Here is a 12665-nt window from a genome sequence, read left to right on the forward strand (position 1 = left end):
CTTGCTTCGGTTAGATCTTTAGTTAACAAAGCCAGTAAGAGCGCCGAATAGCATAAACATGCCGACAAGCCCTACGATTGGCATCTTGACCGTTTTCAGTAGCCACACACCTATGATGATCAGAGCGAAGTCTATGCCACTGCTCACTGCGCTTGTGAAGATAGGTTGATACAGGGCTGCAAGTAGTAGACCTACAACTGCCGCATTCACACCAGTAAGAGCGCCAGCAACCAGAGGTTTGCTCGCAATTGCTTGCCAGTTTTTCAGTACACCTAGTAGTAATAAGAAGCCTGGTAAGAACACGGCAATCGTTGCGAGTAGTGCGCCTGTGATTGGTGCCGATGGCATCAATACATAACCTAAGTAAGTCGCAAGTGTAAACATAGGCCCTGGTACTGCCTGTGCTGCTGCATAACCTGTTAGGAAGGCATCTTGAGACAGTTGGTCACCAATACCATTTTGTAGCAACGGAAGTACCACGTGGCCGCCACCGAATACTAAGCTACCTGCTTGGTAGAACAAGCCAAATACTTCAATGCCTTGAGAGTAAGCACTGAATAGAGGCAGACCAACCAGTAAAGCAACGAAAATCACGAGTGGTGTTAACGATATCTTGTGCGTCGAAGGTACTGTTTTTAATTCGTGTGAGGTTAAGAACTTACTGCCAACCATAGCAGCAAACAATAGAACTAATACCTGAGGCCAGATCCCAGGAATTAAAAGCAGAACAATCGCGGTGATCACACACAGTGCTGTTGCTATCTTTGATTGGCAAAAGTTTTTGTACATGCCGAAAGTGGCGTCAGCCACAACCACGACCGCGAGTAGCTTAAGTCCGTGGATGATAGAAATGAAAAGCGGTGCTTCCAACAACTGATTGCTCACTAAGGCCAATATCAACATTAGGATGACAGAAGGGGAGGTGAAGCCTACAAATGCGGCAATCGCACCGGTTAAGCCACCTTTTTTGTAACCAACCGCGAAGCCAACCTGACTTGAGCCTGGACCCGGCAGAAATTGACTGAGGGCGACAATTTGCCCGTACTCTTCGTCGGATAACCAATTCAGTTTCTCAACAAAGGTTTTACGGAAGTAGCCAATGTGTGCCGCTGGTCCACCGAAGCTAATCCAGCCAAGCCAGAAAAAGGTTTTAAAAATTGAAAGCATGATCGATTCCAGATAAATGTTTAGCGTAATTTAGGTGGAGTTGAACTATGATTCAAATTAATTGTTTTAATTATAATTATGAATGATATGGGATTGATTTGTGGCTGATTTTAACTGGAAAGGGGTCGACCTTAACTTGTTGATTGCACTGCAGGCTTTGTATAAAACGAATAGCGTGAGTAAGGCTGCTGAGCGTTGTTATGTCAGCCAATCTGCGATGAGCCATAGCTTACAAAGGCTACGAAAGTTGTTTGATGATCCTCTGTTTGAGCGTGTAGGTAGCAAGATGGAGGCGACCGACCGAGCCATTGAACTATCAAGTACCGTGGACGCGCTACTGAATACCATCCAGTCTGAAGTTCTGTTATCTAAATCGTTTGATGCAGAGACTTATAAAGGGACTTGGAAGATTGGTCTCACTGATTATGCCGAGCAGATGTTCGCTCCAATATTGTTTGACCTGATTAAGCAATCCTCTCCTTATTCTCAAGTAGCGTTGTTCAATGTAAACCTGAGTAACTACCAGCAAGTCTTTGACGATGCCAAGCTTGATATGACGATAGGCAGCTTTGGTGAGGTACCAAAGCAATATCGAACAAAGCATTTGTATACGGAGCAACATGTTTGTTTACTTGATCAATCGGTTCTATCTATTGAGGAGCCGATGTCGCTAGAACAATTTGTTGCTGTCGAGCACGCGCTTGTTTCCCCTGCAGGGGCTTTAAAGACGGGAGTGGACACTCGTTTAGGTGAACTCGGCTTAAGCCGGAAAGTCGCGATATCTTCCAGTAACTTTTTAACTGTTAAACGACTCATTCGTGGCAGAGAACTATTGTGTATTGTCCCCAAGCTAGTCGCGCGCAAGGATATTGATAGTGAAGAAACCTTACTAGCTGTGAAGCCACCTATTGATGTTCCAGATTTTGATATCCAGCTTGTTTATAGAAAGGCAAAGCATTTAGATGATAAAAATAAACTACTTAGAAAGTTGATTACTAATGCGATCTCATCTGTGATTTCCGAATAGTTTATTGTGTCGGTTAATCGTCAAATTCATATGAATTAATTTTAGAAAAATCCGGTTTATTATAAGAACCCGACTATACTTAATTTACGACTCAAGGCAGTCGTAAAGAATAGGCTTTTTGATTTACCTAAGTAAAAAAATTGGTTATATCCTCATGATATAGCTTAAAAAACTACCAGGCTAAACGGACTTAGTTGGTCTTAAAGCGCTAGCTCCCCCTAGCGCTTTTTCTTTTATGTCGATTCTGGCAAAAGGGTCTGAATTCTTTTCAGCAGTTGCTCGATCTCTTGTTTTTCATAGTGAGCCGTCACCTTAGGTTGGCTGCTTTCTCTTGGGAGTAATGCAGTTTCGATATGGTGCTGCAGTAAAGCATCTTGTGAGTTAGCGTTGAGCTTCTCTGCAAGTACCACAGCTTGTCGACCAATCGTGGTGAAGTCTTGTTTGATGGTGGTCAGTGGTGGATTAAAAAACGCACTGTCCTCGATGCCATCAAAGCCGACGACCGCAACCTTGTCAGGGACTGGAATCTGCAGTTCTTGCAGTGCGCGTAAAACCCCTAATGCCATTTGATCACTGGCGACCAACACAGCATCAAATGGGATTTGTTTCGCAACGGCGTCTCGAATGCCAAGGTAGCCACTTTCCGCTTGCCAGTTTCCTTGATGTTGAAACTGTACCTGACAGTTTGCATCTGATAGCACACCCAACCAACTCTGAAGACGGATTTGTGAGGCACTGGATTCGTTAGGCCCGCTGATCAACAAGTATTCAGAGCGACCATTTTCAATAAGATGCTGAGCCGCCAGCTTTGCGCCCTCGGCGTGATCGCCGCATATATAGTTAACTTGGCTGTTAGAAGGGACATCAATGAAGATGAGGTTCAAGTGTTGATATTGTTCTACCAGCAATTCGGCGTCTGCACTCTTTAAAGGCACATTGAGAATGATGCTGTCGATCTGTTGAGCCATCAGTTCACGAATAGCCTCGCGGGTGTTGGTGAGGTTCGGTTCGGATACTACAGAAAAAGCGGTGCCATACCCCATATCGTGAGCCTGCATTCGTACACCGTTAGCGATCATTGCGGCGCCATGCAGTGCCATATCGAGCGTCACTAACCCTATGCTGGTGGACTTGGAACGGCTGAGCATTTGAGCCCCTTTATTGGGCACATATCCAAGCTTCTTTATCGCAGCATTCACTTTGTTTCGAGTGGATTCTGCGACATCTTGCGAACCGTTCGTCACCCTTGATACTGTTTGAGTCGATACGCCAGCCAGCTTCGCCACATCTTTAAAAGTTACACTCATCACACCGTCCATCGAATATTCCCGTCGTTCGATGAGCTTATTCAATTTAGCGAAATGAAACTCTGCTCCCTTTCAAAAAAATGTCATTTGAAACATTAAATATGTTTCCGGAAACAGTCGATCTTGTGCAAATTTTAGCAACGAATAAGTGTTTTTAGATCACGTTATTTAGCCGTTTTAGTACTAATTTCAGTCTTCAAGTTCACTATTAATTTTAGTTTATGTTTACGAAAACAATATGAGATTGGCTATGAGCGAATTTATTCATCTAACAAGTAAAAACCACAGTTTGATCATCAAATCGGGCCGTACTCCAGAGGTTCTTCACTGGGGCGCAAAGATCGCCAGTATTGATGAAGATCTTTTGTTATCAACCGAGAGACCGATCTCTCAAGCACGCCTTGATGTCGATGTACCGCTTTCTCTTTGTCCTGAATTGGGTAGCGGTCATTTTAATGCGCCGGGAATAGAAGGGCATCGTGATGGTTTTGATTGGGCACCCGTTTTTAATACCGTCCGCGTGGAAGCTCAGGTTCAGCAAGCCACTTTTGTTCTAGAAGACACCGTGTCTAAGCTTGAATTGACGGTTGAAATTAAACTGGATTACGAATCGGATGTGGTTCAAAAGCGCATCACAGTAACCAACAAAGGGGGCAGTAAATACTATTTAAATAAGCTGTCATCAACGTTGCCGCTGCCAAACCACGCCAATGAATTGATGACGTTCCATGGTCGTTGGTGTCATGAGTTCCAAACGCAACGTCAGCGTTTTGAGCATGGTGGCTTCATGCAAGAGAACCGTCGCGGCCGTACTTCACATGAAAACTTCCCTGGCATGTTTGCAGGAACGCAAGGTTTCTCAGAACAGAATGGTTTGGTGTGGGGCTTCCATTTAGGTTGGAGTGGTAACCACCAAATGCGTGCTGATGTTCGCAGTGATGGCCGCCGCTTTGTACAAGCGGGAGAGTTATTGCTAGCGGGTGAATCGATTCTAGAACCAGAGGCAACTTACCAGACACCTTGGCTCTATGGCTGTTACAGCAATTCTGGTTTGAACGGTATTGCTCAACGTTTTCAGCAGTTTGTTCGTGACAACATTATTCAATTCCCTACCGATAAACCTCGCCCAGTGCACTTGAATACTTGGGAGGGTATCTACTTCGACCATAAACCGGAATACATTATGCGGATGGCAACGGAAGCCAGCGCGATGGGTGTTGAACGATTCATTATTGATGATGGTTGGTTTATTGGTCGTGATGGTGAACGAACGGCATTAGGCGATTGGTACCTCGATGAAGTGAAATACCCAAATGGCTTAGAACCTGTGATTGAACACGTTAACCAACAGGGGATGGAGTTCGGGTTGTGGGTTGAACCTGAGATGGTCAGCCAAGACTCAAACCTATACCGTAACCACCCTGATTGGGTGCTTGGTTTGCAAGGTTATCATCAACCCTCTGGTCGTTGGCAGTATGTTTTAGACTTGCAGAATGAAGCGTGTTTTGACTACTTGTTCTCTCGCCTTGATACGCTTCTGACTACGTACAATATCGGTTACTTTAAGTGGGATATGAACCGTGAATTAGTTCAGCCGGGCCACCAAGGTAAGGCGGCGGTGCATGGTCAAACTCAAGCCTTGTATCGTCTCGTTGATCAACTGAATCAAGCACACCCTAAGGTCGAGATTGAATCTTGCTCATCAGGCGGTGGTCGCATTGATTTTGAAATCCTTAAAAGAACACATCGATTCTGGGCATCCGATTGTAACGATGCATTGGAACGACAAGCCATTCAAAAAGGCATGAGCTACTTCTTCCCACCAGAAGTTATGGGTGCGCACATTGGCCCTGCTGAGTGCCATTCAACCAATCGTCGTCACAGTATCAATATGCGTGGTGTCACCGCTTTGATGGGGCACATGGGCGTTGAACTTGACCCGGTTAAAGAGTCGCAACAAGAGAAGCAAGCTTTCTCTCACTACATCTCTCTGCATAAGCAGTTCCGCCATATTTTGCACTCAGGTCGTAGTTTCCGCATGGATCCCGCGGACAAAAACCAGAACATCTATGGGGTGCAGAATGATGATGAAATGCTGATCACCGTGTGTCAGTTGGCCATGCCTGAATACGCTCTGCCATCACCACTTCGTATTAGCTGCGTGGAAGACAGTGCGCTGTATCAAGTGAAGTTAGTGGAGATGCCACAAACCAGTTTCCAACTCATGAAGCAACGCCCTCAATGGTTAGATAAAACTCTGACTTTAAGCGGCGATAACCTCAAAGAGATTGGATTGACCTTACCTATTCTCGACCCAGAGTCTGCCTTGATTGTGCATCTAAAAAAGATGTGAATCTCTGACTCTGAGTACCCCTACAAATAAAAATCTAAATATAAAAATTATAATCGGCAGCGAGGTATTGCTGCCGCAATAACTCAACTTAAGGAAAACAAAATGTCTATTACCGTTCTGTTGTCATTTTTGTTATTTACTGGGTTTGTAGTCGCGTTTACCTACAACAAAGTGAAAAATGACAAAAACACCTCACAAGATGGTTTCTTTCTTGGCGGAAGAAGCTTAACCGGTGGCTTAATTGCCAGCTCACTTATCTTAACGAACTTGAGTGCCACCAGTTTCGTGGGCATGAGCGCACAATCTTACACCCACAACATGAGTGTCATGGGTTGGGAAGTGGCTTCTGGTGTCACCTTGGTGATTATTGCTTTAATGTTAGTTCCTCGTTATTTGAAACAAGGTATCACCACCATTCCTGATTTCTTAGAGAGCCGCTACGACATGTCGGTGAAGAAGTTTGTGACGTTACTTTTCTTGTGCCAATACGTGATCAACATTTTGCCTACCACACTTTACGCGGGCGCCGTTGTTTTGGGTGAAATCTTCGATGTTCAGGCCCTGCTTAATATTTCAGAGTTTAGCTCAATCGCGCTTATTTCGGCGACGATTGGTCTACTTGGCTTCTTTTACGCAATTTATGGTGGCCTGAAAGCGGTTGTGATTGCAGATACCATTAATGGCGTAGGCTTGATTGTTGGCGGCATGATGATCCCTGTGTTTGGTTTGATGGTACTGGGCGAAGGTAGCTTTGGTGCTGGCTTAGATATTCTGCTTTATGCCGCGCCAGAGAAGCTTCAATCGGTGGGTACAGAAAGCGATCCACTGCCGTTCTCAACATTGTTTACTGGTCTGCTTTTGGTGAACTTGTACTACTGGGGTACTGATCAATCCATTATTCAACGCGCATTAGGTGCTAAAAACCTGAAAGAAGGTCAGAAAGGTGTAATCCTTGCCGGTGCGATTAAGGTTATCTCTCCGCTGTTCTTGATCATTCCAGGCATCATCGCTTTCCACATGTTTGGTGCTGATGCGGGCAATCCAGACACCATGTACACCCGTTTAGTTAATGAAGTTTTGCCTAAGCCGCTGGTGGGTTTCTTCGTTGCGGTGATGTTTGGTGCGATTTTGAGTACCTTTAATGGTGTGTTGAACAGCTCAACGACTCTGTTTGCGTTGAACGTGTATAAGCCGCTATTTGGACAAGGTAAAACAGACGAAGAGCTAGTGGATAAAGGGCGTATTTTTGGTGTTGTGATTGCGATTATCTCGGTATGTATCGCACCATTCATCATGTACGCACCAGAAGGTCTTTTCCAATACCTTCAAATGGTGGCGGGGTTCTTCAGTGTGCCAATCTTTACTATCGTGTTTGTCGGCTATGTATCTAAACGTGTACCCGCTGTAGCGGCGAAAGTGGCGTTGGTGGTGTTTGTAAGTTCATACGCAGCAATGCAGCTAGTATTTAAAACACCGATTCACTTCCTACATCAATTAGCGATTCTATTCGTAGTATGTACCGCGTTGATGTTCATCATTGGTTACTTTATGCCGCGTGAATCTGAGTACGTGATGCCAGTCAATGAGAATATTGATGTGACACCTTGGGAGTTCCGTTTCGAGGCTTCGGCTATTATTCTTTACATGGTGCTTGGTGCTTACGTTATGTTCTCGGATGTGGGTTTTGTATCGGACGATCCAACCATCATGCAAGTTTATGGCGTGTGTGGCATTGTTATGTTGCTCGGTATTTTTGGACGACTAGCAAAGCGAAAGAAAGCACTTGCGACCGCGTAGATGAGTTCGGGTAATTAAAAACGAAAACGCCGCTCTTTGGAAATAGGAGCGGCGTTTTTCGATCTTGTGAAGATAAATGGAAGGCTAAAAAGTCTAAAAAGAGAATCGAGTCCATTTCTTAGCTCGCCAGCGATAGGCCATGATGATTCCACGGACCCATTCGTCCATCGCGATTGCCATCCAAGCACCCAATACGCCATAACCCCAATGCACGCCAAGCAAATAGCTCATGGCAACCCCAATGCCCCACATGCTGAGAATGCCCATTTTGATCGGGAATTTAATGTCGCCAGCAGCCTTTAGACAAGAGATAAAGATCAGGTTAAATACTCGACCAGCTTCAAGAATGATGGAACCTGCAATCAGTGCAGCCGTTAGCGCAATGATCTCTGGATCTTGCGTGAACAGATCGAGAATTTCGAAACGGAACACATAAACCATGCAGGTAATCGCAGTTGAGGCGATAAAGCCAACCACAAAGTAACGTTGCACGCGCTTGGTGATCTCGTCGATCCAACCCTTACCAATGTAATAGCCTGTTTGGATTTGGCTGCCTTGACCAATTGCCAGTGCAAATGCAAAAGAGAGACGAGCGATGTTTTGTGCGTAAGTAAACGCAGCCAGTGAAGATGTGCCCATCTGTACCACGAAGAAGGTAATGCTGATCTGAGCCATGTTATAAGAGAGCACTTCTCCTGCGTTCATCGAGCCGATCTTAATGATTTTTTGATAGATGGCTTTAGGCACAGATTTAAACTGCTTCACTGGTAGATCAATCCCTTTGCTTCTGACCACACCAATCAAGATCAACATCCCGATCACTTGGCTAATGACGGTCGCGGTCGCAACCCCTTGCACGCCGTATACTGGCAAACCAAAAGGTTGATATAAGGCGCAGTAGTTACCGAATACGTTGATAACGCCTGCAATCATGTTGATCACCATCGGTGACTTTGAATAGCCATGACTGCGCAAAATAGTGGTGAGAACCACACCTATGGTTACATTGAAGGTGAGAGCACCACTGATGAACAGGTATTCTTGCGCGTACTGTTCGACTTGAGGTTCGAGTTGATAAAGCGGGATAAAATATTCAGCAACAAGAACGGCAATCACACTCAGTAGCACACCGGCAATAATGGCCAGAATGATGCTCGCTACGCCCACGTGAGCGCTCTCTTGAGTGCGAGAGGCACCATTGTATTGCGCGATTAAAATACCCGTACCACTGCTGACCATGGTCGAGACAATGATCAGGAAAAAGGATATCTGAGAAATAACACCAACGGCAGACACGGCTTTGTCCGAGTATCCCGATAACATGAATACATCACTGGTGTTGAGTGCGGTTCTTAAAAGAACTTCGATAAAAATTGGCCAGGTGAGCGCAACGATTCCCATACGTTTATTTAGGGTGGAATCAGCATTAGGCATTTAGGTTTTCTCAAAAAAGGGGTAGGCGACACTATAGTTTAGCGATTATTTAGTAAACGACTATCAAATTAATGTCCGGAAGGCTAATAAGGATAAATAAAATTCGAATAAGTCTTCATAACCCAATATTTCAGTGAGAGTGATGAAATTTTTGAGTGGGATTTCATAGACATTTAGAGGAACAGAATGGAAGCAAGTGGTTGCTTGAAACGAACGGAAAGTGAGTTTGAAAAGTGGCAAAGCTAGCGACATCGAGCTAGCTCTACCGTTTTTAAAGTCTAGTTAATTCGTTGCCCTTGATCATCGAATAGGTGGCAATCTTTTGAGGAGAAACTCAGTTCAAGCGATTGGTATCGAGTCACCTCTTGGTCTCCTGGTAGGTGCACCTTAAAGCTATCCACGCCACAAGACTGGCCAAACATATAAGTGCTGTTCCCTAGTCGCTCGACCACCTCACTTTGAAATTCAATGGTGATATCGGAGCCGCTGTTAATCTCTAAATGTTCAGGTCGAATGCCCAGCGTGATGCTTTGTCCCTCTTTTAATCCATCACTTGGTAAGGGGAGGGTAATTTGGCTGACACCGTTAACAGCGAGTTGGGCGTACGTTTCTGAGGTGCTGTTAACAACACACGGTAAGAAATTCATTTTCGGTGAGCCAATAAAGCCAGCCACAAATTCATTTTGTGGAGAGTGGTATAGATCGAGTGGAGAACCGACTTGTTCAACACGACCATCTCTTAATACCACGATCTTGTCTGCAAGCGTCATGGCTTCGACTTGATCGTGCGTGACATAAATCATGGTATTTTGCAGATCTTGGTGCAATTTGGCGATTTGTAAGCGCATATCGACGCGAAGTTCAGCATCGAGGTTCGAGAGCGGTTCATCGAATAAGAATACGCGAGGGTTGCGAACTATTGCTCGGCCGATCGCTACACGTTGACGCTGCCCACCCGAGAGCTCCTTTGGTTTACGTTTCAATAAAGGTTCTAGTTGGAGCGTCTTTGCCGCACTGGTGACTTGCTTTTCAACGACTTCCTTCGCTACGCCATTCATTTTCAGGCCAAAGCCCATGTTTTCTTCCACGGTCATGTGTGGGTAGAGTGCGTAGGATTGAAATACCATCGCGACACCACGCTCAGCAGGATCGACATCGTTAACAAGATCGTCTCCAATATGAATCTCGCCTTCAGTGATTTCTTCTAAGCCAGCAACTAAGCGTAAGAGGGTTGATTTTCCGCAACCTGATGGTCCAACGAATACGACGAATTCGCCATTATTTATTTCTAGATCAACACCATGGATGGTCTGTATATCACCATATCGTTTGATGACCTTTTTTAAGCTGATATCAGCCATGCTCTCTCCTTGCTTCGTTGGACTACATCTCTTTGCCTTTAAAACATACGCTTTCATCAGAAATTTGTTAGGTGCCTCGCATGATTTATTGATCATTGTCATATAAATCCCGCGATCTATACTGATTTTTGTGAAAACGTTTACATAAATAAAACATAACTGTGCGTAATGTTATCAATAAGCCTAATATTTGAACGTAATCATTATAAATGCTGAGCTACTGATTGGGATTTATAAATTCAGATGGAAGTTAACCAAGTAGTAAACCAAGCTTTTAATACAAGGAGTTTTGGGAAATGGAGCAATCTGTGAAAACGATATACCCAGAAAATCGCACCCCATCAGCGAAGAAGAAAAGGCGCATCAGTTCCAAGGTCTCGCCTTGGCTGTTCTTGGCACCAGCCATCGCTATCTTCTCTCTCTATGTTATCTATCCCATATTGGACAGTATTTGGCTGAGCTTCTTTGAATGGGATGGATTAGGTGAAAAGGAGTGGGTGGGGCTTGAGAACTACCGTGAGCTTTTTGACTCAGATGCTTTTTATACTTCGTTAACGAATAACTTCCTTTGGTTGATCTTTTTTATGCTTGCGCCACCCTGTGGCTTGGCGATTGCCCTTTTCCTCAACCAACAAGTGAAAGGCATTCGTGTCGTAAAATCTCTGTTTTTCTTCCCATTCGTTATTTCTCAAGTGGTGGTAGGCCTCGTATTTGCTTGGTTCTATGACCCCTCTTTTGGCCTTTTCAATATTGCACTCGGGTCGCTTGGCTTCGAGCCAATTTCGATACTTGCTGATGAAGACTATGTGACCTATGGAATCATCGCTGCCGGCTTATGGCCTCAGATCTCTTATTGCATGATCTTATATTTAACGGGGCTGAATAACCTCGATCCTGAGCAGTTAGAAGCGGCTCGACTTGATGGTGCAAAGAAGTGGCGCATGTTGTGGTATGTGGTGCTTCCACAGTTAAGACCGGCGACTTTTATCGCCGTGGTTGTCACCGTGATTGGTGCTCTGCGTTCATTTGATTTAGTGGCGACCATGACGGCAGGCGGCCCTTGGGGCAGCTCGACAGTACTTGCGTACCAGATGTATGAAGAGTCTATTTTTAACTATCGAATGGGTTATGGTGCAGCGGTCTCTGTGGTGCTATTTCTGATTATGGATATCTATATCGCTTACTTCTTGTGGCGCATGTTAAGGAGTGAAAAATAATGTTTCCGCAACCAATTCAAAAAGCCGGTCGCTTTACTAATATCAGCTATCGAGTCGCGTTACCTATCTCGATCGTGATGTGGTTATTACCACTTATCGCCGTAATGATGACCTCGATTCGTTCGATGGAAGACATCAACAAAGGTAACTACTGGGGCTGGCCGAGTGAGATTCAGTTCATTGAAAACTACACTCAAGTATTTACCTCGACGTCGATGGGGCAGTACCTCATCAATAGTTTGATCATCACATTGCCAGCGGTTGCTGGTGCCGTGGCGTTATCTACGCTGGCTGGTTATGCCTTGGCTAAATACAACTTCAAAGCCAATGTGTGGATTTTTGCGATGTTTATCGCGGGTAACTTTGTTCCGTTCCAAATTTTGATGATTCCAGTCCGTGATTTAACGATTGGACTCGGTTTATACGACACTCACTGGGCATTGATTTTTTTCCATATCGCTTTCCAAGCCGGTTTTTGTACCTTGTTCATGCGTAACTTTATTGTCGGGATCCCTGATGCCCTGATCGAAGCAGCGCGTGTTGAAGGGGTGAGTGAATGGAAAATATTCTGGCATGTCGTACTCCCTCTGGTTCGCCCTGCTTTAGCGGCGTTAGCCGTATTGGTGTTTACCTTTATTTGGAACGATTTCTTCTGGGCTCTAGTTCTGGTTCAGAGTGATGACGTTCGTCCTGTAACTGCGGGTTTGAGCTCACTTCAAGGCCAATGGCTGGCGTCTTGGCAGTTTATGTCGGCGGGTGCAGTGGTCGCGGCTATCCCACCGGTAGTGCTGTTCTTTACCATGCAAAAGCACTTTATCGCAGGCCTGACATTGGGTGCGACTAAAGGGTAAATCACGAGATAAGAATCGATACACGAATCTAGCAATAGCGACGGCTTTAAATCGTTATTGCTATCGATATCCCAAATGGATGAATCATTAAAGAGAAACTAAAACACGAACAACCCTACGAGATAAAACAATAAGAATTGGACTTAGAGAG

Annotated in this window: 9 protein-coding genes; 5 read left to right on the forward strand and 4 right to left on the reverse strand. The window is 44.8% G+C overall.

Annotation, left to right across the window (positions count from 1 at the left end; translation table 11 throughout):
• Positions 1-18 precede the first annotated feature (18 nt).
• On the reverse strand, positions 19-1167 hold the full coding sequence (gene chrA, locus AB4307_RS02370) for a chromate efflux transporter (RefSeq protein ID WP_372130976.1): 1149 nt from the start codon (positions 1165-1167) through the stop codon (positions 19-21).
• Between the two features lie 100 nt (positions 1168-1267).
• Here chrA and AB4307_RS02375 point away from each other — a divergent pair, with 100 nt between their 5' ends.
• Positions 1268-2194, forward strand: coding sequence for a LysR family transcriptional regulator (locus tag AB4307_RS02375; protein ID WP_102319933.1), 927 nt, complete (start codon positions 1268-1270; stop codon positions 2192-2194).
• A gap of 233 nt (positions 2195-2427) precedes the next feature.
• On the opposite strand, the gene AB4307_RS02380 is transcribed toward AB4307_RS02375, so the two are convergent.
• Complete coding sequence (locus AB4307_RS02380; protein ID WP_372130978.1) at positions 2428-3501, reverse strand: LacI family DNA-binding transcriptional regulator; 1074 nt, start codon at positions 3499-3501, stop codon at positions 2428-2430.
• A 250-nt stretch (positions 3502-3751) separates the two neighbouring features.
• Between AB4307_RS02380 and AB4307_RS02385 the strand changes: the two genes are divergently transcribed.
• Together AB4307_RS02385 and AB4307_RS02390 are read left to right on the forward strand one after the other, a co-directional pair.
• Positions 3752-5854 carry an alpha-galactosidase gene (locus tag AB4307_RS02385; protein ID WP_372130980.1) on the forward strand — a complete coding sequence of 701 codons (2103 nt, stop codon included), beginning with the start codon at positions 3752-3754 and terminating at the stop codon, positions 5852-5854.
• A 102-nt stretch (positions 5855-5956) separates the two neighbouring features.
• Positions 5957-7651 carry a solute:sodium symporter family transporter gene (locus tag AB4307_RS02390; protein ID WP_372128707.1) on the forward strand — a complete coding sequence of 565 codons (1695 nt, stop codon included), beginning with the start codon at positions 5957-5959 and terminating at the stop codon, positions 7649-7651.
• A gap of 93 nt (positions 7652-7744) precedes the next feature.
• Here AB4307_RS02390 and AB4307_RS02395 read toward each other — a convergent pair whose 3' ends face one another.
• Both AB4307_RS02395 and AB4307_RS02400 read right to left on the reverse strand, forming a co-directional pair.
• Complete coding sequence (locus tag AB4307_RS02395; protein WP_372128705.1) at positions 7745-9085, reverse strand: MATE family efflux transporter; 1341 nt, start codon at positions 9083-9085, stop codon at positions 7745-7747.
• A 278-nt stretch (positions 9086-9363) separates the two neighbouring features.
• Positions 9364-10446 (reverse strand): ABC transporter ATP-binding protein, encoded by a 1083-nt coding sequence (locus AB4307_RS02400; RefSeq protein ID WP_372128703.1) that lies wholly within the window; start codon positions 10444-10446, stop codon positions 9364-9366.
• 296 nt (positions 10447-10742) lie between these two features.
• Here AB4307_RS02400 and AB4307_RS02405 point away from each other — a divergent pair, with 296 nt between their 5' ends.
• Both AB4307_RS02405 and AB4307_RS02410 read left to right on the forward strand, forming a co-directional pair.
• Positions 10743-11663, forward strand: a complete 921-nt coding sequence (locus AB4307_RS02405; RefSeq protein ID WP_050619981.1) for a carbohydrate ABC transporter permease — start codon at positions 10743-10745, stop codon at positions 11661-11663.
• Positions 11663-12514, forward strand: coding sequence for a carbohydrate ABC transporter permease (locus tag AB4307_RS02410; RefSeq protein WP_050644910.1), 852 nt, complete (start codon positions 11663-11665; stop codon positions 12512-12514). The genes AB4307_RS02405 and AB4307_RS02410 overlap by 1 nt, the downstream gene beginning before the upstream one ends.
• Positions 12515-12665: the final 151 nt, after the last annotated feature.

It is taken from the genome of Vibrio sp. 10N.261.52.C2, from assembly GCF_041471425.1.
In the GTDB taxonomy this organism is placed as follows: Bacteria; Pseudomonadota; Gammaproteobacteria; order Enterobacterales; family Vibrionaceae; genus Vibrio; species Vibrio crassostreae_C.